This window comes from Salinivibrio sp. SS2 (assembly GCF_001722075.1).
In the GTDB taxonomy this organism is placed as follows: Bacteria; Pseudomonadota; Gammaproteobacteria; order Enterobacterales; family Vibrionaceae; genus Salinivibrio; species Salinivibrio proteolyticus.
Map to the genome: position 1 here is coordinate 1 of NZ_MEBP01000087.1, position 25515 is coordinate 25515.

Annotated in this window: 17 protein-coding genes and 1 pseudogene; 13 read left to right on the plus strand and 5 right to left on the minus strand. The window is 50.2% G+C overall.

Annotated features, from left to right (window positions below; translation table 11 throughout):
* The 6 genes and pseudogenes from BGK46_RS10495 to BGK46_RS10520 all read left to right on the plus strand — a co-directional run.
* Positions 1 to 3755 (plus strand): annotated as a pseudogene (locus BGK46_RS10495) (hypothetical protein); the annotation flags it as partial.
* 63 nt (positions 3756 to 3818) lie between these two features.
* Positions 3819 to 5984 (plus strand): type I secretion system permease/ATPase, encoded by a 2166-nt coding sequence (locus BGK46_RS10500; protein WP_069589141.1) that lies wholly within the window; start codon positions 3819 to 3821, stop codon positions 5982 to 5984.
* Entirely contained in the window at positions 5984 to 7375 is a 1392-nt protein-coding gene (locus tag BGK46_RS10505; RefSeq protein WP_198536707.1) for an HlyD family type I secretion periplasmic adaptor subunit, read from the plus strand. Before BGK46_RS10500 ends, BGK46_RS10505 begins: the two co-directional genes overlap by 1 nt.
* 20 nt (positions 7376 to 7395) lie before the next feature.
* Positions 7396 to 8784 carry a TolC family outer membrane protein gene (locus BGK46_RS10510; protein ID WP_069589144.1) on the plus strand — a complete coding sequence of 463 codons (1389 nt, stop codon included), beginning with the start codon at positions 7396 to 7398 and terminating at the stop codon, positions 8782 to 8784.
* Positions 8781 to 9386 (plus strand): OmpA family protein, encoded by a 606-nt coding sequence (locus BGK46_RS10515; RefSeq protein WP_069589145.1) that lies wholly within the window; start codon positions 8781 to 8783, stop codon positions 9384 to 9386. Before BGK46_RS10510 ends, BGK46_RS10515 begins: the two co-directional genes overlap by 4 nt.
* A 22-nt stretch (positions 9387 to 9408) precedes the next feature.
* Positions 9409 to 11352: an EAL domain-containing protein gene (locus tag BGK46_RS10520; protein WP_069589146.1), complete on the plus strand. Its 1944-nt coding sequence runs from the start codon at positions 9409 to 9411 to the stop codon at positions 11350 to 11352.
* Here the strand turns inward: BGK46_RS10520 and rimI are convergent.
* From rimI to BGK46_RS10535, 3 genes are read right to left on the minus strand one after another with little or no spacing between them, the layout of a single operon-like run.
* Positions 11328 to 11795: a ribosomal protein S18-alanine N-acetyltransferase gene (gene rimI, locus BGK46_RS10525; protein ID WP_069589148.1), complete on the minus strand. Its 468-nt coding sequence runs from the start codon at positions 11793 to 11795 to the stop codon at positions 11328 to 11330. The two genes, BGK46_RS10520 and rimI, sit on opposite strands and share 25 nt — an antisense overlap.
* Positions 11788 to 12180, minus strand: a complete 393-nt coding sequence (locus tag BGK46_RS10530) for a DNA polymerase III subunit psi (protein ID WP_069589149.1) — start codon at positions 12178 to 12180, stop codon at positions 11788 to 11790. Before BGK46_RS10530 ends, rimI begins: the two co-directional genes overlap by 8 nt.
* Positions 12181 to 12192: 12 nt before the next feature.
* Complete coding sequence (locus BGK46_RS10535; protein ID WP_069589150.1) at positions 12193 to 12594, minus strand: hypothetical protein; 402 nt, start codon at positions 12592 to 12594, stop codon at positions 12193 to 12195.
* 342 nt (positions 12595 to 12936) lie between these two features.
* Between BGK46_RS10535 and BGK46_RS10540 the strand changes: the two genes are divergently transcribed.
* A complete protein-coding gene (locus tag BGK46_RS10540; RefSeq protein ID WP_069589151.1) occupies positions 12937 to 15006 on the plus strand; it encodes a putative bifunctional diguanylate cyclase/phosphodiesterase in 2070 nt (689 codons plus the stop codon).
* A gap of 43 nt (positions 15007 to 15049) precedes the next feature.
* Here BGK46_RS10540 and nlpI read toward each other — a convergent pair whose 3' ends face one another.
* Positions 15050 to 15922: a lipoprotein NlpI gene (nlpI, locus tag BGK46_RS10545; protein ID WP_069589153.1), complete on the minus strand. Its 873-nt coding sequence runs from the start codon at positions 15920 to 15922 to the stop codon at positions 15050 to 15052.
* Positions 15923 to 15989: 67 nt separating this feature from the next.
* Positions 15990 to 18125: a polyribonucleotide nucleotidyltransferase gene (gene pnp / locus BGK46_RS10550; protein ID WP_069589154.1), complete on the minus strand. Its 2136-nt coding sequence runs from the start codon at positions 18123 to 18125 to the stop codon at positions 15990 to 15992.
* A gap of 419 nt (positions 18126 to 18544) precedes the next feature.
* Between pnp and prfC the strand changes: the two genes are divergently transcribed.
* From prfC to deoA, 6 genes are all read left to right on the plus strand, one after another.
* A complete protein-coding gene (gene prfC, locus BGK46_RS10555; RefSeq protein WP_069589155.1) occupies positions 18545 to 20134 on the plus strand; it encodes a peptide chain release factor 3 in 1590 nt (529 codons plus the stop codon).
* Between the two features lie 268 nt (positions 20135 to 20402).
* Positions 20403 to 21173, plus strand: coding sequence for a TatD family hydrolase (locus tag BGK46_RS10560; RefSeq protein WP_069589156.1), 771 nt, complete (start codon positions 20403 to 20405; stop codon positions 21171 to 21173).
* Between the two features lie 210 nt (positions 21174 to 21383).
* Positions 21384 to 22670: a NupC/NupG family nucleoside CNT transporter gene (locus BGK46_RS10565; RefSeq protein ID WP_069589158.1), complete on the plus strand. Its 1287-nt coding sequence runs from the start codon at positions 21384 to 21386 to the stop codon at positions 22668 to 22670.
* A gap of 114 nt (positions 22671 to 22784) precedes the next feature.
* Positions 22785 to 22955: a XapX domain-containing protein gene (locus BGK46_RS10570; protein WP_069589159.1), complete on the plus strand. Its 171-nt coding sequence runs from the start codon at positions 22785 to 22787 to the stop codon at positions 22953 to 22955.
* A gap of 383 nt (positions 22956 to 23338) precedes the next feature.
* Positions 23339 to 24115 carry a deoxyribose-phosphate aldolase gene (gene deoC, locus BGK46_RS10575; RefSeq protein WP_069589160.1) on the plus strand — a complete coding sequence of 259 codons (777 nt, stop codon included), beginning with the start codon at positions 23339 to 23341 and terminating at the stop codon, positions 24113 to 24115.
* Between the two features lie 64 nt (positions 24116 to 24179).
* On the plus strand, positions 24180 to 25511 hold the full coding sequence (gene deoA / locus BGK46_RS10580; protein WP_069589162.1) for a thymidine phosphorylase: 1332 nt from the start codon (positions 24180 to 24182) through the stop codon (positions 25509 to 25511).
* Positions 25512 to 25515 lie beyond the last annotated feature (4 nt).

Here is a 25515-nt window from a genome sequence, read left to right on the forward strand (position 1 = left end):
GCATCACCACGCCAATCGCAGGCGATGACATCATCAATGCCGCGGAAAGTGACGAACCACTGACCATCAGTGGTACCACCACCAACGTGGAAAACGGTCAAACCGTGACGGTGACCATCGATGGTGTTGCATACACAGCGGAAGTGACAGACAACGCATGGAGTGTTGAAGTACCGGCTGCTGCTGTAGCGGAGTTCGAAGAAGGCACGGAAAGCATCACGGCGGACGTGAGTGATAAAGCGGGCAACCCAGCACCGCAAGCGAGCCATGACATCACGGTCGATACCGAAGCCCCCAATCCCCCAGTCATCACCAATATTACTGATGACTCAGCGGGTAGTGATTACAGCGATGTCACTATGCACGGTACGGGTGAACCTGGAGCAACCATTTCGATTTACTTCGAAGGTGAGAGTGGAGCGCCTCTTGCTCAAGTCACAGTGGCAGCGGACGGCTCTTGGGCCATTGAGCTCGAGGGTATCGACAACATCGGCACGAACGACAACGTACGTTTAGAAGCCGTACAAAGTGACGATGCGGGCAATCAGAGTGGACCATCAGAGGCAGTGCATTACTGGCACGGTAGTTGGGCGAATGCAAATACTGAAACAGGGGATGATTATGTCCTAACCGGTGAAGGTAACGATACGGTTAATATCATTACCGATGATGCGAACGATCAATTGGTGATTGATGGTGGGGCGGGTACTGATAAAGCTGTGTTCAATACTCGTGTTGATCATTTATCTTTTAGTAAAGACACCAATGGTTATCTCATCGTCGAAAACAGTGATACCGGAGATCGTATTGAGCTTCGTGATTTCGAGACAATCAATATTGATGGTGATGAAAAACATATTGATGAACTCTTCACGCCAACAGTGACTATTAGTGAAGACGCCAACGATGATGGTGTTATCACTGCCAATGAGCTGAATGGTGACGTTGATGTGATTGTCGGTCTGCCTCTTGGGGCCTCTGTGGGCGACACCATTCGTGTCAGCGATGGCACCACGACCAACGAGATCGTGTTGGTCGAGGCCGACATCGACAACGGTAGCGTAGCAACTTCGTTCGATGCCCCGGCGGAAGGTGAAACCCTCACCGTGACTGCAGAACTGGAAGATCAGATCGGCAATACATCAGAACCAGGCAGCGACAGCGCCGTACTCGATACTCAGTATGGTGGTGAAGATGGCGAAGATCCTAGTGATATACGTTTACCTAATATTGTCATCACGGACAGCACGGAGAACGATGGCGATGATATGATCACCAATTCAGAAACGGCTGAAATAACAGTCGATTTTGGTGAAGGGGTTACGGCTGGAGCCAGTACAATTGTCTTGCGAGATAGTTCAGGCAATGATTCAGATGTTGAACTGCAACTGGTCTGGGATCATAACGGTCCACGTATTAACGTCATCAATGGAGAGCTTGACGCAAATGCGCTTACTCTTTCTGGACAGGATGGCCTGTTTACCATCAGTGGTATTGATGTCAGTAATTTACAAGATGGCGGTATTGACGCGTTTGCATCATTTATCGACCAGGATGGTAACGTCGCTACGAATGTAAACGGTAGTCAATGGTTTGATGACTCAGTTGTGAAAAGTTTCGCGCCTGTGATCACCATTGGCTCGGGTGTCAACGTGTCCGAAGAAGGGCTGGATGGTGGGAACGCCGATAGCGCTCCAACGGGCACAGATACGACCAATAGCCCATCGGTATCGGGCGAGTTCGCTGTGACGGGAGGCGTGGGTAATGTGACCGTCGCACTTGCCGGCGGTAGCGGTTTGACCTCTAACGGTGAAGCGGTAGCCTGGACATGGGATGCATCTACAAATCGCTTAATCGGGTATACGAGCACCACAAACCCTGTTGTTTCTATTGCGCTTAATGAGCCTACTCCCGGAAATGAAGTATGGACTTATGACGTCGAGTTGCATGGATCGCTCGATCATTCAGACTCACAGACAGAAGATACACTCGCGCTTCCTATCAATGTTGTTGTGAGTGATGACAACCACACGGGCTTGAGTAAGCCGTTGAGTGTTACTGTTGAGGATGATAGCCCTGAAACGACAGCGGCAGAGGCCATTCCTGTCGAGTTGCAAGACATCCCTGATGTACTTACTGGCAAAGTCTCGTTTACTGGGCAAGGTTCGGGAGATAGTGTCACTTTTGATGATGTTACGGTGACCGCGCTCGGGTTTGCGAATGATTACAACACACAACTTGAATACGATAAGGTGAATCTATCGTCTGATGGTATCGGTGTTGATAGCGGGTCTTCGCCTACTCCTTGGCCATGGCCAAGTAATCCTGACGAACACGGTCACCCGTTATCCAATGAGATCGAATATCGCATCACGGAAACAGGCCAAGGTGTGTCCGAACAGCTCATTTTCTCATTAAATGGCAAAGTGGCTTACGGCGCTCAAATTGAGTTCTCAAAAATGTATGGCGGAGAGCTCGAGTCAGGTATTGTGCGCTTCTATCGTGATGGACAGCTTATTGCTGAAAAGGCATTCACCTCCGATGAAGCCAGTGGTGACTATGCGAAGAACTTTGATATTCAGGAAGGTGGCTTTGACCAAATTACTATTGAGGCCACTGACAATGGAAACCGAAATGGCCCAGATAATAGTGACCTAACCGTCAAGTCGATAACTTTCACCGGCGCATCGGATCAACAAGCGATTGCTGTTGCTGATGGTACATTGCAATACCACGCTGGCGCCGATGGACTCGGCTCTCTCAAGATCACAGGCGTTGAGGATGGATTGCGCACCGCTGAAGGGTTAGCCATTACAACCCGTTCTGATGGTAATAATCGCCTCATTGCAACTGATGAAAACGGTGCATTGGTCTTTGAAGTTCAGTTGACTCCAGCGACAGGAAAATGGGAGTTCTATCAATATCAAGTCGTGCAAACGCCAGAAGGTGATGCTGATATCGACTTCTCATACCAAGTCGTGGATGGCGATGGTGATTCGGCAACCGGTGAGTTTTCTGTTCAGCCAGCAAACGTGCCTGAGCCACAAAATCATTCGATAGAAACCGGTGATGGTGTCGATCAAATTGATATGTTGCAGAGTGCAGACAGTGGTTGGTTAGCATTGAATGTCGGTTTAAGTGGGTCTGAAAAAGTCGTCATTAACGACGAAAGCTTTACTATTGACGGGCCTGAGACGCACCGGATGTCAGAGTTTGTCTCTGACTGGCGGGTGACGGATAATCATGTCATTGATGCCGGAGGTGGCGATGATAATGTCCGTGGTGGTGAAGGTGACGATGTTCTAATCGGTGGTCGTGGCAGCGATATGCTGACCGGCTCTGATGGCGCGGATACTTTCTCTTGGTCGATGGCCGATGTGAACTCACAAAATGGTCATGAATATACCGATACGGTCAGTGACTTCTCCGCAGAAGATACCTTAAACCTGAATGACTTGTTCAAAGGTGATTCTGTTAACGGCGAGTTCAGTCGTTTTAGTGTTACGGTCAGTGACGATAGCGACAATGACGGTACTGTCGATGTGACGTTGAAGTTCGATTATCACAACAGGGCAGATGCTGATCAGACCATTGAGCTGAGCAATGTCAAAATGGAAGGAGGAACGGTCGTGATCAATACGCTAATTGATGGTGAAAGAGGGGCAATAACGATCGATAAACATAACGATGGTTCAATCTCAGTAACGTCAAATCATGATGCACTGGATGATATTCGTATCGATACCGACTGGTAATCCCTACCAGGCAGCGGCTATCATGTCGCTGCCTGCTCATTTTCGGTCAAAAGAGAGACGTAAGTGACTGACCCTTCTAACAATAGTCAAACTGCACAATGGCGAATTGCGCCCGGTGAGCAACCTACAGACGATCCTTTGCTTGATTGCTTAGTGTTATTGACTGAGCACTATGGCACCCCTTGCTCTGGTGATGCGTTGGTCGCGGGCTTACCGATGACTAATGCCTTGCTTACCCCAGACATGTTTCCACAAGCCGCGGGTCGAGCGGGTCTGGCTGCTCGGTTGTCTCGACGTAATCTGGATAATGTCGGCGCGCTCTTATTGCCCTGTGTCCTGTTACTCTCCGATCAAAAAGCCTGTGTATTGCGTGAAATAGATAGTGATGCGGGCACGGCACTTATTCAACTGCCTGAAAATGCAGGGGAAGAGACCATTGCGCTTGAGGCGCTTGAGGCCATGTATGTTGGTTACTGTTTTCTGATTAAACGTCAGTACCGCGGTGATCAATCTGTGGATCTGCATTTGCACGACACTAAGATCCACTGGTTTTGGCAGACGGTAAAAGACGCAGCACCTATCTATCGAGATGCGTTATTAGCCTCCATTTTGGTAAACCTTTTCGCGCTTGTCTCTCCTTTATTTGTCATGAATGTCTATGACAAAGTGGTTCCTAACCTTGCGTTTGAGTCTCTGTGGGTGCTCGCAAGCGGTGCGACGCTAGCGTATTGTTTTGACTTTTTAATGCGAAAACTTCGCTCTTACATGATTGATGTTGCAGGAAAAAAGGTCGACATCATTGTGTCATCTCGTTTATTTGCGCGGCTGATGGGAACCCCTTTGGTCAATCGAGGAGCCAGTGTGGGGGCAACCGCAAAACAGTTGGGTGAGTTTGATGCTGTGCGAGATATGTTGACCTCAGCCACGATTACCACGCTTGTCGATCTTCCCTTTGCGGTATTTTTTATTACAGTGATTTATCTCGTTGCGGGGGACTTAGCGATAGTGCCTGTGCTTGCGGGCTTTATCATATTGGCTTACACCATTTCGGTTCAGCCCAAACTAAAAGCGGCCATCGAAGAGAGCAACAAGTATGCATCAGAGCGACACGGACACTTAATCGAAAGCCTCTCGGCGTTAGAAGGGATTAAGTCCAATGTTGCTGAAGGTATTGTGCAGCGTAGTTGGCAACAAATGACCGCACACACGGCCAACTGGAATTTTAAAGTTAAGCAAATCACCAACAACATCTCTTATACCGCGACATTTGTGACCCAAATGATGGCTATCGCGGTGGTGATTTTAGGGGTGTATCGTGTCGCTGATGGTGATATTTCCATGGGCGGTATTATTGCGGCGGTGATGCTTTCAAGCCGCGCCGTGTCGCCGATGGCACAGATGGCGAGCCTGCTCAGTCGCTGGAATCAAACCAGTTCCTCGCTTCGTCAGCTTAATGCCATGATGGAGCAAGAAGATGAGTTTGCAGAAAAAGGCCATCTCGTTAGTCGCAAACGCTTAAAAGGTGAGATCAGTGCTGACAACTTGGCGTTTAATTACCCTGAATCAGAACGTCCAGCGCTCTATCCATTAAACTTCCGTGTTCAGCCAGGGGAAGTCATTGCGATTTTGGGCAAAAACGGCTCAGGGAAAACCACCTTACTCAAACTATTAGCTGGCCTATTTCAGCCGCAGCAAGGGAGCTTACGCTTTGACGGGGTCGATAGCCGGCAAATACACCCCGCTGATCTACGTCGAAACGTCGGGTATCTCGCACAGGATGTGGCTCTGTTTCATGGCACTATCCGTGAAAACATTATGTTTGGTACGCGGCAAGTGACCGAACACCAATTGATGCGTGCCGTGCAGCTTTCTGGTGTGAGCTTATTTACCGCTCAAGATCATGAAGGGCTAGACAAACAAGTCGGTGAGCGAGGCGAGCGGCTGTCCCGAGGTCAACGCCAAGCGGTCTCCTTAGCAAGAGCTCTGCTCAATGAGCCACCGATGTTGATCATGGATGAGCCGACCGCAAGCCTAGATGCCCATGCCGAAAACCAGTTCATTAAAGCCATGCAAGTGGCGGCGCGTGGGCGAACACTGATCATGGTGACGCATAATATGGCGCTGCTCAAACTGGCTAAGCGTGTGATTGTGATGGATAAAGGGCGCGTGGTCATGGATGGACCCAGAGATCAGGTGCTCAGTAAGCTCAATAAAGGAAATGCATCATGATCAAGCGGTTAATTAAAAAAGACCGTCATACAGATCTAGATATGATCGATGATGTTTATGGTGCGATGATGACAGATGCACCATTGCGTTATCGCGCAGTGGTATGGGGAGCACTCCTGTTGGTCGCGAGTTTTATCGTTTGGGCGTCTTTTGCTGAATTGGATCGCGTCACTCGTGGCAGTGGTAAAGTGATCCCGTCGTCTCATGTTCAGCTGATTCAAAGCTTGGATGGAGGGATCCTTCAGGCCATGTTCGTTGATGAAGGCCAGCTCGTCGAGAAGGGCATGCCGTTGGCTCGAATTGATGATACCCGATTCCGCTCAGATCTTGCCCAACAAGAGCAAGAAGTGGATAGCCTTCGTGCGGCGGTGACTAGGATGTATCACGAACTCGATAGCGTATCACTGTTGCCCGCCAGCCAGCCTTGGCAACAGCAAATTGTGATTGAACCCAGAACGATCACTTTCCCCGATACCCTCACTAGCCGAAAACCCAATTTGGTGGCTCGCCAAAAGTCTGAATATCGCAGCCGATTAGATAGCTTGAGTAACCAGCTAGAGATACAAGCGCGTCAGATTGTCCAAAAAGGCCAAGAGCTTCAAGAAGTCGCTTCAAAGATAAAAACACTCAATAACAGCATGACAATCATGCAGCGTGAGATCAATATCACACGCCCACTGGTCGAAAAGCGCATTGTCTCAGAAGTGGAACTTCTCAAACTCCAGAGACAGATCAATGATATGGAAGGTGAGTTAACAAACCTGAAGCTGTCCCGACCTAAAATCAAAGCAGCGTTGGATGAGGCAATACTAAAACGACGAGAGGCCGCGCTTCAGTTTATCAGTGAAACACGTGGCAAGCTGAGCGAAATGGAAGCACGGCTGTCTCGGTTGACGGAAGCGACCGTTGGTGCGCAAGACAAAGTGGATAAAGCGGTGATCACCTCTCCGGTGAACGGCACGGTAAAGACAGTGCACATCAATACCCTCGGTGGTGTGGTGCAACCCGGTGAAGACGTGATTGAAATTGTCCCCACCGAAGACCAATTATTGGTCGAGGTGAAAATCTTGCCCAAAGATATCGCCTTTTTGCATCCCGGCTTACCTGCTGTCGTAAAAGTCACAGCCTATGACTTTACCCGTTACGGCGGATTGGACGGGACTGTCGAGCACATTAGCGCCGATACAACGCAAGATGAAGAAGGCAACAGTTTTTACTTAGTGAGAATACGTACGGATTCTTCCCATCTCACTAAGAAAGATGGGACACCCATGCCCATCATACCAGGCATGTTAACGTCAGTGGATATTATAACCGGCAAGCGGACGGTGATTGAGTACTTACTTAACCCGATACTGCGAGCAAAAGAAAATGCGCTCCGCGAGCGCTAATTAAAAATAGGAGAAACAACATGCTGCACTTACCACACGTGGTATTTAAAAAGCGTGTGACTGCCATAGCCTTGATGTTAGGGCTAAGTTCGCCTGCTGTTTTATCACAGACACTGGAGCAAGCGGTTGCCCAGTCGCTCGAATCACATCCTCAGATTCGTCAAGCGTTTGCCCGCTATAAAGCCAGTGAGCAAGCCATTGATCAAGCGAAAGCCGGTTATTATCCCAAGCTCGATGCGACGGCTGGGATCGGTTGGGAGCGTACCGACTCCCCCGCGACACGGCGTGATACCACCACCGATGATGAAGTGGATCTAACACGGCGTGAACTGGGTGTCTCTCTTCAGCAAATGCTATTTGACGGTTTTCGTACCCAAAACGAAGTCGATCGTACCCAAAACGAAGCGACGGCGGAGCAGTGGGCAATGGTCGCTACTGCCGAGGATAAAGCCTTAGAGGTCTCTCGCGTTTACCTTGATGTGTTGGTTGCAGATCAAGTAGTGACTTTGGCAGAGAAGAACTTACAAAACCACCAAGAAATCTATGATGCTATTGCGGAGAGCAATGCGGGCGGGTTTGCCAAAGCCAGTGATCTCTCTCAGGTCACTGGGCGTTTAGCGAGAGCCAATGCAAACCTGATGTCAGCTCGTAACAATCTTGCTGATGCACAAAGTCGCTTTACCAAAATGGTTGGCGAGTCTCCAGAAGCATTGCGTCTGCCGATGCCTGATGCTGAGTTGCTGCCGCGCACGCTAGAAGCCATGCTAGATATTGCCCTCGAACAGCACCCACGTATTCATGCTGCGCAATCCGATATTGCGGCGGCCAATGCTGCGCGAGATGGTTCGCGCGCTGCGTATTTGCCGACTTTAAATGTTGAAGTGGCGGCAAATTGGAACGAAAACGTTGGTGGGGAAGATGGGGCGGGTCCGCCTGACGTTGGCCCAGAGAACAATAACGTCCAAGCGATGTTACGCATGCGCTATAACCTGTTTAATGGGGGCGCAGACCGTGCGCGTGAACGGCAAACGGCGTATCAAACCATTGAAGCGCGAGAGATTAATGAAATGACGCATCGGGATGTGATTGAAGGGGCAACCCTCGCTTGGAACGCGCGTACGTACCTTGAGCAGCAACGCGACTTTATGCGTCAACATGTTGAAGCGGCCACCGATACCCGCGATGCTTACCGTGAAGAGTTTCGCCTAAATGCGCGAACATTGTTGGATGTATTGGACTCTCAGAACGAGCTTTTTGAAGCACGTCGTGAATACTTGAGCAAAGAAGCGGATGAGCTTTACGCGCAATACCGAATTTTAAATGCAACCGGTCGTCTTTTGGCGTCATTGCGAGTTGATACTCCTGCCATTTGGAATACTGAGTCACTGAAGCAGGAGGACAGCCAATGAAACAGTTTTATATCGCGGGATTTGCCGTCATGCTTCTTGCCGGCTGCGCACCGCAAGCGGTGGATACAATGCCAACCACCATTGCGCAAAGCCAAGATTTGAGCGACGCCGATTATGATGGTGTGATTTCTGCCCGTGAGCAATGCGAGCAAACGCCAAACGGTGCCTTGGTTGACAACAATGGCTGTCCTGAGCAATTGCAAACCAGTGAGTCGTTTGAGTTAAACGTGCACTTTGACACCGACTCCGCCGATGTGGATGTCTCACAATATGCCGATATCCAAACCTTGGCTGACTTTATGCAGCGCTACCCGAATACTCAGGTGGTGATTGAGGGGCATGCCAGCAAAGTGGGTTCGGCAGAGTACAACCTCGCACTCTCACAACGTCGTGCTCAAGCCATTGCGGACGTATTGACGCGACAGTTTGCGATTCCTGCTGCTCGTATTGAGGCTATCGGCTATGGTGAGACGCGTCCGTTGATTGACCAAGAAAACGACTACGCTAATGAAGTGAACCGAAGAGTGATTGCTCATGTCACTGGTGAGCATGGCTCAACCCATATGCGCTGGACAATTTATTCTTCAGAGCAGACGCCTTAGAGAATGATCTAAAAGAGAAAGCATGACATTACATCAACGTGTTGTCCTGTTTGTTGTCGCCGCCGCTTTGCTAACTGCGTTAGCGACGGCGGCGGTCGCTTTTCAGCTCGGTATAACCCAACTGAAAAATGAACAGCAACAGCAAGTCAGTTTACTCAGTGCAGCGATGGCCGAGGCACTGCCACCCATTATTGAACAAAGCGACAACGAGCGGCTCAACCAGCTCGTGGCGCATTTTATGGCGGCTCCCCAAGTTAAGTCGGTATCGGTGATGCCGATGCTTTCTGGTCAACGACAACTTTGGCAGGCGGATGCAAGAGCGATCGCAACGCCTCGTTGGTTTGTGCATTTATCTGGCATTGAGTCAGCGTCGAAAACAGTATCAGTCAGTAATGGCTGGACTCAATTGGCGAGAGTTACGGTGGAGGTTAGTCCACTCCCTGCCGTTGAGGCGCTTTGGGAACGCATGTCGCAACTGGTGACGCTACTAGCGGCCATGTGTGCGGTGATCCCTTTTGCCGCATCCTTTATGTTTCGGCGCGTGACCACTCCTTTGGCGGAACTGGACACGCGCTTAAACGCGTTAGGGCGAGGTGATTATCAACCCGCTAAGTCGAGAACGCGCGTTAAAGATCTGCAAGCCTTATTGCAGGCCTTTAATCTCGCGGGTCAGCAGGTAGCTCGAGTCCATAAAAGCCAGCAAGAAGAGCTATCGCGTTTACGCGATAAATTGATGATCGATCCCGTCTCTCGTTTACCGAATCGAGGTTACTTCCAACATCAGTTACAAAGTTTTATAAAAGACGATGTAAACTGCACTTTATTGTTAATTGAGACCGAATGGTTATCACGCTTGCGCGCACGGTATGGTTATCAATATCGCGATCAATGCTGGCGGTTGCTGGGTGAAGCCTTAAGTCATGGTGAGTTAGCTGAGAGACACAAACTGGTTGCACGTCTAAGTCACAACGAAGTTGCCATTCTCCTGACCAGTGTTGATGAGGGGGATATTCGTCCTTATCTACAGCGCTTACTGCGTGTGGTTAACCAAGAGCTGGAAAACATTTCCTTGCCCGCGAATCAAGGTTTTCATATTGGTGTAGCTAAAACACAAGACGATGATGCGGCGTCGTTACTGGCCAAAGCGGATAACGCTTTGCAGCAAGCGAAGCGACACGGTGAGGTTTACCATTGGCCTAGTCATGCGAATGCCGATAGTCGAACCCGAGAACAGTGGCGTCACATTTTGCTTGATGCACTCAATAAAAATCCGCTCACCCTTTATGCTCAGCCAGTGAGACATCGTGATAATCAAACCAACTGGCACCAAGAGGTCTATGCCCATTTGTGGGTGGATGAGGCTTGGTTGTCTGCTGGGCAGCTGCTCAATCGTATTGAAATGTACGCGCTGGGTGAAGAATTTGACCGTCATGTGCTGACACGCGCTGATCAGTACATTAAGGCGCATCCAGACTCGGACAAACTTGCCATTAACCTGACGGTAGAGAGTGTGAGAAGTACGGCGTTCCATGACTGGTTAGCTAACTACTTATTAAAAACCTACTTGTCAGATAAGCTCGCGTTCGAGGTTGCGGAGGAAGCGGTGCAGGTCGACATTGCGGCATGCCAAACCCTGTTTAAGATGATCCGAGAGCATGGGTTTGACGTGGGGATTGACCATTTTGGCCGTGATATGGACAACGTGAATTATATCCACGATATTGAGCCCGATTATGTCAAACTCGATATTGGCTTTGGTCAGCCGTCGAGCGATGTGGATGATGTCTTTATCCGTATGCTGATCAATATTGCCGCGGCGCAAGAGATACGCGTCATTGCCACGGGCATTGAGCAATCTGATCAGCACCAATATTTTCATCAACTGGGCTGTCATGGTTACCAAGGCTATATATTGCCACCGGTTCAACTGGACAACCTTTCTCAGTCCGCGTCATTGCCAAGCTGAGCACGCATAATAAGTGCGTCTTCCGTGGTGCCATCCGGGCAGGGGTAATAGCCTGCTCGGCGGCTTATCAGCTCCAATCCCTGTTTTTGATACAGCGCCCGTGCACCACGGTTACTTTGTCGCACTTCTAACCACAAGGTGTTCGCCCCTGCAGCAACGAGTGTCTTTTTTAGCAAGATGAGTAGCTGGTGACCGACGCCTTTACCTTGAAAAGGCCGGTCAACGGCAATGTTTAAAAGCTCTGCTTCGCCAGCGACGCAACGCGTGTAAAAATAACCGATGATCTGATCATCTTGGTTGACTAACGCATAGTGGTGATCGAAGCGCCCCTGAGCCGGTGCAAGCTGTGTCTTGGACCAAGGCGCAATATGCACGGTTTGTTCAATACGTACGATATCGGTCAGATGCTTATCGTCGATGGGCTGAAGCGTGTAATCAGTCATACTGGCAGATCTGACGCCATAAATCGCGTTTTGCCGCAGGGTTATCATGCATCTGTGCCAAGGGGAGAGAGCGGAGTGTACGCACACCGTCAATCACGACTTCCGGCTCGCCAATATACCAACACCAGACCAAGTGGTGATCGCCGAGTGCTGCGAGCGCAGCGTGGGGCAGTTGCCTCGCCTTATCAGCGTCAAGCTTCATACTTTTTAAGATATTGCCAAATAACCACGCATCTTGCTCGCTGAGAGGATCGTCGCAAACCAGCAATAGCTGGCAGTTTTCGGGAAGCTGGATAACTTCCTGTTCACGGCCGTAAAGCTCAGGATGGCGGAGTTGCCAGACGGATAAACCCATGGCTTGTAAACGTTGAATATCGGTCAACATATCGAGTGCTCGTTAAACGGTGGCGGCAGTGAGTTGCTTGTACCACCAATGCTTGTCGGTCGAAATCGGCGCAAATTCAGCATTGGCCGCTTGAGGGCTCGGCGCAATTTTAAGCTGACAATAGCCAAGTTCAAACAAGACGGATTCTGCCTCATCTAAAAGGGGAGCAATCAATTCAGGGTCGGGGCTAAACCAAACCGCGATAAGTTGCGCATTATCCTCGGATTGTGCATCCACGACGGCAATGTGTCCTAGCGTGCTACCCATATCATCCGTAGCGACCAATGACAGCGTGATCAGCCCTTGCTCTCGCCATTGTTGTAACTGATCAGCTTGCTGAGGGTTAGCGAGTGTATCTCGCCACCATTGATCGAGGCGAACCAGATCGGCGGGCGCTTCTGAGCGGATTAACATAGCGAAAGGCCTAGATGACAAATGATGCGGTCAGGATAACGGATTCCCGATCCGGTGCAAGCACTGTGCGAACAAGGTTCCAGTATATCGACGCTCACAGTCTGTATTGTTAAGCAACAAATTGCGCACTTTCGCTGCAAACTCAACACCAATGACTGATTTTGAGCACCTTATCTATTTTTACAGATTGATGTGCGGTATATAGTGTTAAAAGCTTGAACGCTACAGCAGCTCCACATAGAGTGCTACTGACAAGCTAATAAAAAGTGTCTAACATGTGAGACGAATTTTTCGCCACGACACGTTGGTCGGCACCTGTACCGAGGAAGATGTGAGCCATCCATGCCAATTTCGCAGTTAACCGATTGGTTTTACCGCTTAACCGACAGCAGTCCGTTTCTTTTTGCCATTCTCGATAGTGACGATTGTTACCTCTATGCCAATCAGCGATATGCGGATTTAACTGGGGTCTCATTGGATGCCTTGGCGGGGGCGAACGACCGGCAAACGCTCGGGGAACAGTTTTATGCTGCGGTAAAGCCGCATTACGAGTCAGCCCGGCGAGGGAAAAGCACTGAAGGGGAAGTGGTGGTGTCTGATGGCTATCACAGCACCAGTTTTCATTTTAGTGTCGCCCCGCTTAATGAGCATCGAGACAGCAAAGGGCTGCCGTATGTGGTCATTCATGCTGCTGACACATCAGAGCGGCAGGTGCTTGCAAGTGCCCTTGAAGAAGCCGAAGAAAAATTTTACCGCTTGAGTGAGTTGATTGATGATGGCTGCTGTTTGGTAGAAGACGAACTGATCCTCTCTGCAAATCCCATGGCAGTGGAACGCCTAGGTGTTGACAGTACAGACGCCTTATTGGGTGAGTCATTATCGACCTTCCTGCGTCCCGCAGATTCTAATCAATCGCTCGTCGCCATGCTTTCACAGCCTGAAGGCCATCAAAGCACCCCGTGTGTGCTTGCCAACACGGGAACACCCATCGAAGTGTCTTGTGCACCTATTCACATCCTAGGTAAAAACGCGCATATGGTGCGTTTGCATACACAGGCTGTCGTGGCTGAGCCACAGCCTGCGGCGATGATCCATTCGGCGTATACGGATGCGTTGACTGGATTGTATAACCGACATGGCTTTAGTCGTGAGTTGGATGGCTTGATAGCCAGCGATACACCCTTAGCCATGCTGTACCTTGACGTAGATAACTTTAAAAATATCAACGACTCATTAGGTCACCATATTGGCGATCGGGTATTACAAGATATTGCCCAACGCTTACGCCGTTTACTGTCACCAGACACCATTGTGGGTCATCTGGGTGGCGACGAATTCGCAATTATTCTGCCAAAACCGGCGACTGATGATGCGCCTGATCAGCTGGCGGAAAAAGTGGTCTCTGTGATCAGTCAGCCGTTTGAGCTGCACCATTTTAGTAAGTACTTGGCATGTTCTGTCGGGTTGGTGCGCTATCCAGAAGATGGCAAAGATGCACGCAGTTTACTGCAAAATGCCGATACTGCCATGTATGAGGCGAAAGAGCGCGGCCGAAACCGCGTAGTCGCCTATGACGACCAAATGAGCAAAGAAGCTCGGATGCGGCTTTGGCTTGAGATTGAACTGCAAAAAGCATTACAAAATAATGGTCTAGAGGTGTGGTATCAGCCAAAAGTCAACGCGAGCGATTACCGCGTCAACGGGGCGGAAGCCCTGGTGCGTTGGAAGCATCCAGTCGAAGGATATATCAGTCCTGCGCGATTTATTCCGGTCGCAGAGCGGTGTGGCTTGATTGAGCAACTGGGCCGCAATGTGATGCGAGAGGTGTTTCAAAATGTGCGTCGTTGGCGTCTTCATGATGTTTTGCCCGGCCGCGTCGCTATCAACCTTTCTCCGGAGCAGTTTCGTAATCCTAAACTGACCGAGCATATGGAAAAGCTGCTGCGCGCAACCGGCGCAAATCCCGAAGATATCACGTTTGAGCTTACAGAAAGTGCGGTGATGAACGACGATACCCATGCCATGCAAATGCTCAATGCGATCAAAGAGCTGGGTTTTGCTTTGTCTATCGATGATTTCGGAACCGGATATTCCTCGTTATCCTACTTGGCGCGTTTTCCGCTGGATGAATTGAAAATCGATCGCGCGTTTATTCACGATATGGACGCGTTGAGTAAGCAAGTGACCTTGGTGGAAAGCATTATCAACCTTGGGCGGGCCATGGAGATGACGGTGGTAGCAGAAGGGGTAGAAACGCGCCAGCAAGCGTCGGTGCTGACCAATTTAAACTGTGACACCATTCAGGGATATTATTTTCACTCGCCCATGCCGCGGCGAGAATTTGAAAAGCTATTACAAAAAAGTAAGCCCCGTAAGCAGCCACCCCAGACAGTGCCAGCCCCGACAGACTAATCAGATCAAATAACCGCCTCTACAAGGCGGTTATTGGTTTGCGCTATTCGTCGTTTTGCTGAGATTGGTGATAGGCAATACGATTGAGCTCCAGTAGGGCATAGCGGTGTTCGACAAAGGCATACACGTTGCCAGACATGGCCAACTTATACAGTGCAACCGCTTTGTCTTGATTGCCAAGATGTTGATAGTGCTTGGCCAGATAAAAATAGGCCTCGCATAAACGCTCCGCCAGCACTTGGTTATCGCTCGCCTGAGTGGCCAACTGTTCCAGCAATTCTCGCTCGCTTACCTTGCCCAAAAACATCCGCGCCAGTTGCCATCCCCAATCCAGTTGGTCGCTGTTTTCTATCCGCTCGGCTAAATGTGTTTTGGCCGCGTCATCGCCTTTCCAATCGCGTTCCACCAAGTACAGCCAAATCACACGATACGGATCGTCCACGTCGTCTTGGTAATGGGTGAGAAGATCCTGATAGGCGAGGCGGTAGCGTCCACCATAGTAAAGCGCGATACCACGATTGCGCTCGGCATACGTGTGTGTGTTATCTAGCTCTAAGGTAGAGTCAAACGCTTCATATGCGGCATCGTAGTGACCGGTTTGGGTGAAATAGACGCCCAAAATATTAAACACATCGGGTTGATCCGGCTTTAATGAGAGTGACTGATTAAAATCGAGCCGTGCCAGATCGCGCATTCCGAGGCTGTCGTGCAGCAAACCGCGCTCATAGTGGAGTTGGGCGCGCGCATCGTCGCTCAGATCGTCGCGAGCGAGTAGTTGGTCAATACGGGCAAGATGCACTTCCTGTTGCAACGTGGGTTGCAATGGCACGGCCATGGGCGGGAAAGTCCACTGACTGGTGCAGCCTGTGAGTAGTAAAAGGCCTGCAATGACCAGCGACTTCAAAAAAACGGTCATGACGGTGCGTCTCCATATAAAAAAAGGGGGCCACGGCCCCCTTTATAGCATGAATTACAATCAGACTCTAAGCGTCAGTTGCAGGTGCGTCATCGGCAGGTGCAGCGTCAGTGGCTGCCTTATCCGAAGCTGCTTCTTTCATGCTTAGACGGATACGACCTTGACGGTCGATCTCTAGCACTTTCACTTCAACTTCTTGGCCGATTTCGAGGAAGTCAGAGACTTTCTCAACACGCTGATCCGCGATTTGTGAGATGTGTACCAGACCATCTTTACCACCGATCACAGACACGAACGCACCGAAATCAACGATACGCTGGACTTTACCCGTGTAGATGCGGCCCACTTCCACTTCAGCGGTCAAGGCTTCGATACGAGAAATCGCATCTTGTGCCGCCGCGCCGTCAGTTGCAGCGATTTTCACTGTACCGTCGTCATCGATTTCGATTGTGGTGCCGGTTTCTTCGGTTAGCTGACGGATCACTGCGCCACCTTTACCGATCACATCACGGATCTTATCTGGGTTGATGCTGATGGTGTGAATACGTGGAGCAAACTCAGAGATATCATCACGTGCTGAACCAATCGCTTGATCCATCACATCCAAGATATGCAGACGCGCACCTTTTGCTTGGTTCAGGGCGATTTGCATGATCTCTTTGGTGATACCTTCGATTTTGATGTCCATCTGCAGTGCAGTCACACCGTCATCGGTACCCGCGACTTTAAAGTCCATGTCGCCAAGGTGGTCTTCATCACCGAGGATGTCAGAAAGTACGACAAAATCGTCCCCTTCTTTAACCAGACCCATCGCGATACCCGCGACTGATTTTTTCACCGGTACACCGGCGTCCATCAGTGCCAGAGAGGTACCACATACCGACGCCATTGACGATGAGCCGTTTGACTCAGTGATCTCAGAGACCACACGGACGGTGTATGGGAATTCATCTTGGCTTGGCATTACCGCAGCGATACCACGTTTCGCGAGACGGCCATGGCCGATTTCACGACGCTTTGGTGAACCGACAAAACCGGTTTCACCGACACAGTATGGAGGGAAGTTGTAGTGCAGCATAAAGCTGTCCTGACGCTCACCCATGATTGAGTCGATGATCTGTGCATCACGTTGGGTACCCAGTGTAGCGGTCACCAGCGCCTGCGTTTCACCACGCGTGAACAACGCGCTGCCGTGTGTGCGAGGTAGCACACCGGTACGTACGTCTAGCGCGCGAACCATGTCTTTTTCGCGGCCATCGATACGTGGCTCGCCGGCAATGATGCGGCTACGCACGACTTTTTTCTCTAGGTCGCCAAGCATATCGAGGATTTCACGCTCGTCGAGGGTCTCGTCTTGCTCAAGCAGAGCGGCAACCGCCTCTTGCTTCACGTTACCGACTTGCTCATAACGCGCCATTTTTTCAGTGATTTGGTACGCTTGTGCGAGTGGGCCTTGCGCCATTTCCGCGACACGCGCTTGCAGGGCAGCATTCACTTCTGGTGCTTGCCAATCCCACGCTGGGGTGCCAACTTCCGCGGCGAACTCTTTGATAGCGTTGATAGCGACTTGTTGTTGGTCATGACCAAACATTACCGCTTGCAGCATTTGTTCTTCGCTTAGGCGATCGGCTTCAGATTCAACCATCAGCACCGCGCCTTCAGTACCGGCAACCACAAGGTCTAGACGGCTGTTGTCCAGCTCTGCTTCGCTTGGGTTCAATACCAGCTCATCGTTGATATAACCAACACGTGCTGCACCGATTGGGCCATTGAATGGGATACCAGAAATCGCCAGTGCCGCAGAGGTCCCTAGCATGGCAACCACATCTGGGCTAACAGCTGGGTTTACCGATACTACGGTCGCAATCACTTGAACTTCGTTTTTGAACGAGTCAGGGAAAAGCGGACGAATAGGGCGGTCAATCAAACGTGCTGTCAGGGTTTCTGACTCTGAAGGACGACCTTCACGCTTGAAGAAACCGCCTGGGATTTTACCCGCTGCGTAAGTACGCTCTTGGTAGTTCACGGTCAGTGGGAAAAAGCCTTGGCCTTCTGCCGCTTCTTTTTTACCGACGACAGAGACGAATACTGAGGTATCGTCCATGCTTGCCATTACCGCACCGGTGGCTTGGCGAGCCATCACACCGGTTTCCAACGTCACGGTATGGTTGCCGTATTGGAATGTTTTTACGATTGGATTCACAGAATGTTTCCTTGTTGCTGAGGAGATAAATCATCCGATTTATCGAGCTAAATGTAAGCTTTCAGCTGTTCACCATCGCGACTAATGGCAACACACTGAGGGCTTGTCTCGCGGGCGGACGTGCAATGCGTTGTCAATAGCCGCGACCGGATGGTCGACTTCGTTGACTGTGTCACAACTGAAAGTGGCGCTAATTATACACGTGCTTCACCAATAACGACACCACGCTGCGTTCAATTGGCAACATTTGTGATGTGTTTGGCAAGCAATCTTGACCCTAACGAACACAGATAACAGTGCCAAGTCAGATTTGTGAATTGAAGCTGGCTACAAGATCAGCGAAAATACGTTCCCTTTGTGATTAACCCCCTCAGTTGGCGCCTGATTGCCGCCTGAATAAATCAAGAAGATAACTTGCTATGTCTAATACACCGCTGCAACAGGAAGTTGATAAACGACGCACCTTTGCGATTATCTCGCACCCGGATGCGGGTAAAACCACGATTACTGAAAAAGTCCTGCTATTCGGACGTGCGATTCAAACCGCCGGGACGGTCAAAGGGCGCGGCTCTAACCACCATGCAAAATCTGACTGGATGGATATGGAGAAAGAGCGGGGGATATCCGTGACCACGTCGGTGATGCAGTTCCCGTACAATGACTGTTTGGTCAACCTGCTTGATACCCCAGGGCACGAGGATTTCTCGGAAGATACTTATCGAACCCTCACCGCGGTTGACTCCTGTTTGATGGTGATTGACGCAGCAAAAGGTGTTGAGGATCGTACCCGTAAGTTGATGGAAGTTACGCGTTTGCGCGATACCCCGATCATTACCTTTATGAACAAATTGGACCGTGATATTCGCGATCCGATGGAGCTGCTGGATGAAGTAGAAAGTGAGCTCAATATTGCTTGTGCGCCAGTGTCATGGCCAATTGGTTGTGGTAAAGGGTTTAAAGGGGTGTATCACATTCATCGTGATGAAAGCATCTTGTATCAGTCTGGCCAAGGTCACACCATTCAAGAAGCTCGCATCATTAAAGGGTTGGACAACCCTGAACTGGATGAAGCAATTGGTGCAGATATTGCGCAAGACTTACGTGATGAGCTCGAGCTGGTCATGGGCGCGTCGCATGAATTTGATCGCGAGCTGTTTCTCAGTGGCGACTTAACACCGGTCTTTTTTGGTACGGCACTGGGTAACTTTGGTGTCGATCATATGTTGGATGGGTTGACAGCTTGGGCGCCGAAACCGCTCTCTCGTCCAACGCCGGATCGTGTCGTTAATGCCGACGAAGAAAAATTCACCGGCTTCGTCTTTAAGATTCAGGCCAACATGGATCCCCGTCACCGTGACCGAATTGCCTTTGTTCGAGTGGTATCCGGTCAGTACCAGCAAGGTATGAAGTTAAAACATGTGCGCTTGGGCAAACAAATTAATATCTCTGACGCCGTGACCTTTATGGCGGGTGATCGCGCGCGAGCCGAAGATGCTTACGCCGGCGATATTATTGGTTTGCACAATCATGGCACTATCCAAATTGGGGACACCTTTACACAAGGCGAAGATCTTAAGTTTTCTGGGATCCCTAACTTTGCGCCTGAACTGTTCCGCCGCATTCGCTTGCGTGATCCTTTGCGTCAAAAGCAGCTGCTTAAAGGTCTGGTCCAACTATCGGAAGAAGGTGCGGTACAGGTCTTCCGTCCGCTACAATCGAATGATCTTATCGTTGGTGCGGTTGGTGTGCTGCAGTTTGATGTGGTGGTGGCACGCTTGAAAGCGGAATACAACGTTGATGCGATTTATGAGTCCATTAACGTGGCGACTGCACGTTGGGTCGAATGTGAGGATGAGAAAAAACTCGACGACTTCCAGCGTAAAAACCAAGCTAACCTCGCGCTGGATGGTGGTGACAATCTTACCTATATCGCACCGACCATGGTCAACCTCAACCTGACCCAAGAGCGCTTCCCGGACATTCAATTGCGGGCAACGCGTGAGCACTAAGTAAGCGGGTTGATGCCAAAGGCATCGCACTCATGTAGGGGAGCAGGTTCGTTCCCTGCGTGTGAGGGTCAAACCTTCTATAATGCCGTCTGTATAGGGCGGCATTTTACTTTTAAGAGGACAGCGATGAAGATAGCTTTGGCCATCAAAAGGTGGGTAGCGCGTTATGATGCATGGTGCCAACGCATGGGGCTCATTCCTGAGAACCGACGCAGTTGCGTGCCGGTGAAACGCGAATCACATACTCAGATAAATCGCACTGACAAGCATGATTGATACCCATTGTCATTTTGATTTTCCTCCGTTTAATCAAGCGCCCGCGCAATATTGGCAAGCGGCACGTGAGGCGGGCGTTACGCGGATGATAGTGCCCAGCGTGAGTGAAAAAAACTGGCAGGCGGTGTTAGCGTTGACGGAGCGCTTTGCTGGCATCTATGCCGGGCTTGGGCTGCATCCTTGTTTTGTCGACACGCACACCGACTCGAGTCTTGCCGCATTAGAAGACGCGCTGGTATCACGGCCGCTATCTTGCGTGGCGGTGGGCGAAGCGGGTTTAGACTATTTTGTCGCGAATAGCGCAGAGATGAAGCAGCGCCAGCACGCCTTACTGGAAGGGCAGTTATGGCTGGCTCGCCGTTATGACTTACCCATTATTTTGCACAGTCGCCAATCCCATAACCAATTATTGCGTGTGATCAAAGCGTATCCGGGGGTTCGCGGCGTGCTTCATGCGTTTAGTGGCAGCGCGCAGCAAGGCAAGCAATTTATCGATGCGGGTTTGATGTTGGGAGTAGGTGGAACCATTACCTATTCGCGCGCCAATAAGACCCGTCAAGCGATTCAACATTTACCTCTTTCACATCTGTTACTGGAAACCGATGCGCCGGATATGCCTTTGGCAGGATTTCAAGGAAAAGCCAATACCCCAGCACAGGTTTCTCGGGTGGCAGACGTGCTCTGTGAGTTAAAAGACTGTGATAAAGATCGTCTATTGACTGAAACATCAGGCAATGCTGAGCGATTGTTTAGTCTTAAATAAGCCGCTATCGTCTAAAGCCAAACGTTTGCACTCGTATAAGCTCACAAAAGTAGATCAAAGTCATACTTATTGATGCATTTCAGAATAGTTTTACAGCGAACTGTGATTGGAATATTACTTTAATGTGACTTGCATGCGTATAATCCCTCCCCGGAAACCAAATTCCACTTTGTCGAGACGCCAATTTTTATTTTTGAGGATGCCAAAACTATGAGCCTGCTGATGAGCGTGGTAGGGATGATGGTGCTGCTGGGGATTGCAGTCCTTCTCTCCGATAACCGCAAAGCGATTAACCTCCGTACCGTGGGTGGCGCATTCGCTATCCAACTCTTTTTCGGTGCTTTCGTACTGTATGTCGACGTGGGTCGTGACATCTTGTACGGTGCATCACAATACGTTGCCAACGTCATCGCCTATGGTGATGAAGGGATCAGCTTTATCTTCGGTGGGCTGGTTTCTGGCAAAATGTTTGAACTGTTCGGCGGTGGCGGTTTCGTCTTCGCGCTAAAAGTTCTGCCTGTTATCGTCTTCTTCTCATCATTGATCAGCGTACTTTACTACCTAGGTATCATGCAGGTTGTGATCAATGTACTTGGTGGTGGCCTACAGAAAGCACTGGGTACATCACGTGCCGAGTCCATGTCAGCAACCGCTAACATCTTTGTGGGTCAAACTGAAGCGCCATTGGTGATTCGTCCATTCGTACCGCGTATGACCCAATCTGAGCTGTTTGCCGTTATGTGTGGTGGTCTTGCCTCTGTCGCTGGTGGTGTACTGGCCGGTTATGCGTCAATGGGCGTGCCACTTGAGTACCTCATCGCGGCATCCTTTATGGCGGCACCGGGTGGTCTTCTGTTTGCGAAAATCATCAAGCCTGAAACGGAAGAGCCTGTCGAGCAAATGGCAGATGCAACTGCTGAAGGTGTTGATAAGCCAGCGAACGTGATTGACGCGGCCGCAGCGGGTGCATCATCAGGTATGCAACTGGCGTTAAACGTGGGCGCGATGCTACTGGCATTTATCGGCTTGATTGCACTGATTAACGGCATGCTAGGCGGCATCGGTGGCTGGTTCGGTTATCCAGACATCACGCTTGAGCTCATCCTAGGTTATGTCTTCGCTCCACTTGCCTTCTTGATTGGTGTGCCATGGGAAGAAGCCATCGTTGCCGGTTCTTTCATCGGCCAGAAACTGGTTGTGAACGAATTCGTCGCTTACTTGAACTTCACCCAATACCTAGGTGAAAACGGTCAGTTAGTCGCGCAAACAGGTGCACTGATGACGCAGAAAACACAAGCGATCATTTCATTCGCATTGTGTGGCTTTGCAAACTTGTCATCGGTAGCCATCCTGCTGGGTGGTCTGGGTGGCCTTGCGCCAAACCGTCGTCCAGACATTGCACGCTTTGGTATGAAAGCCGTTGCGGCAGGTACGCTATCTAACCTGATGTCCGCAACCATTGCTGGTCTGTTCCTAACCTTGACCATGATGGGTTAATTTCCCCCCAACCATGTGTCATCAAAAACGCCACACAGGAGACTGTGTGGCGTTTTTATTTGTGATGACCATACTTAGTTAGTGCGATATCTATCAACAAAATAAGGAAATACTATGCAGGAAGTCTTACTGGCGCTTGTGGCAGGTTTTTTGGTCGGGGTGTTATTCAGTGCGATTAAACTCCCTATCCCTGCGCCACCGGTTTTATCAGGAATAATGGGAATTGTCGGTGTCTATTTGGGAGGCGTTGGTTACCAGTGGGTGGTGGAGCGTTTCTTTTCTTAATCGGCTAAATGTTCACCATGTTTGCGATTGGTGCTGGTGGGCAACAGTGTGTATTTCAACAGAAACGGTAAAATCTAGTTTTGCTTGGATGGCGTTGGTAAAATAAGTGAACACCGTCATAGTTTGAGGGTGCCACAATCCCTTATTTTCCTCTTATGGTTAGCAACAAGGTGTGGCTAGCCCCAATCTAGAACGTCCAACGGCGGAATACGCAAACACATCACGTTTGCACGCGGCAACAAGGATGGTTGGTTGAAGGCGGCGAGATGTCCAGCCTCAAACTTCAAGGAGCCAAGTCCGCTGAACGGCAACCTGCTAATAGGTTGTTTACACAGTGGCCAACCCATAACTGTTTGGCAAAAGAATGAGGACTGGAGATACCCATGAACGAATTACAAACCGCAGCCCTACGCGCACTGAAATTAATGGATCTAACCACACTGAATGATGATGACACGGATGAAAAAGTGATCGCTTTGTGTCAGAACGCGAAATCACCAGTTGGTAACACGGCTGCGATCTGCATCTATCCACGTTTCATTCCGGTGGCAAAAAAAGCGCTGCGTGAGCAAGGCACTCCTGAGGTGCGCATCGCCACCGTTACTAACTTCCCTCACGGCAATGATGATATCGATATTGCCGTGGCTGAAACCAAGGCGGCCGTTGCCTATGGCGCCGATGAAGTTGACGTTGTTTTCCCCTATCGTGCATTGATGGCGGGTAACGAAGAGATCGGTTTTGAATTGGTCAAACAATGCAAAGCTGCCTGTGGCGATCAAGCGCTGCTAAAAGTCATCATCGAAAGCGGTGAACTGAAAACAGATGCGCTTATCAAGCGTGCGTCTGAAATCTCAATTGATGCGGGCGCTGACTTTATCAAAACCTCGACCGGTAAAGTGGCGGTGAATGCCACGCCAGAAGCGGCAGAAATTATGCTGAACGTGATTAAAGACAAAGGTGTCGCGGATAAAGTGGGCTTTAAGCCAGCCGGTGGCGTACGCACTGCTGAGGATGCGCAGCAATACCTCGCGATGGCGGATCGTATCTTGGGCGAGAGCTGGGCAGACAGCCGTCACTATCGCTTTGGCGCCTCAAGCTTGTTAGCGAACTTATTACATACGCTGGGTGAAGGTGAAAAAGCAGCGCAAGGCGGCTACTAATCCTTAGTGATGAGATTCGCAGGGCAAGTGGCTGCTTGCCCTGTCTTGCCGGTAAGGAGGATGGATGATCTTACCTCAGGAAATTATTCGTAAGAAACGTGACAACATCGCGTTAAGCAAAGAAGAAATTTATACCTTTATCCAAGGGGTGGCCGACGAGTCGGTCTCAGAGGGGCAAATTGCCGCCTTTGCGATGGCGATTTACTTCAACGACATGACCATGGATGAGCGTGTTGCTCTGACGTGTGCAATGCGCGACTCGGGAATGACCATCGATTGGTCACATATGAATTTTGATGGTCCCGTGGTGGATAAACATTCGACCGGTGGTGTTGGTGATGTGACCTCATTAATGCTTGGCCCTATGGTAGCAGCATGTGGCGGTTATGTGCCCATGATTTCCGGCCGAGGTTTAGGACACACGGGGGGAACGCTAGATAAACTGGAATCGATTCCCGGCTATAACATCATGCCGAGCAACCAAGTGTTTGGTGATGTCACACGCGATGCTGGCGTTGCGATTATCGGGCAAACCGGCTCTTTGGCGCCAGCGGATAAACGCGTTTATGCGACCCGCGATGTCACGGCAACCGTGGACAACATTTCTCTGATCACCGCTTCTATCTTGTCAAAAAAACTGGCGGCAGGGTTAGATGCATTGGTGATGGATGTCAAAGTGGGGTCGGGGGCATTTATGCCCACGTATGAAGATTCCGAGGCGCTTGCCAAATCGATTGTGGCGGTTGCCAATGGCGCAGGTACGAAAACGAGCGCTTTGTTAACCGATATGAACCAAGTATTGGCATCCTCTGCCGGCAATGCGCTAGAAGTCAAAGAAGCGGTTGATTTTCTGACCGGTCGATACCGCAATCCACGCTTGTACAATGTCACTATGGCACTGTGTGCGGATATGCTGGTGATTAGCGGGCTTGCAGACGATGTGAACAGCGCAAAACAGAAACTGGATGAAGCACTAGACAGTGGCCGTGCGGCTGAGTGCTTTGCCAAAATGGTGGCTGGACTGGGTGGTCCGCGTGACTTTGTCGAGTCGCCGGAGCGCTATCTCTCTACCGCCGCTATCATTAAGCCAGTCTACGCGACGGATTCAGGTATAGTCAGTGCCATGGATACCCGAGCATTGGGCATGGCTATGGTAGAAATAGGTGGCGGCCGTCGGGTTGCTAGCGATAAAATTGATTATGCCGTTGGGCTGAACGAAATGATTCGTCTGGGGCAACACGTGGACGGGCAAACACCGCTCGCCATGCTCCATGCTCAAACTGAAGAGCAATGGCAACAAGCGGCGAATGCGGTGCGAGCCGCAGTAAAAGTGGCTGATACGGCGCCAAGTACGACGCCAGACGTTTACCGTCGCATCAGCCTAGAAGACGTCTAACGGA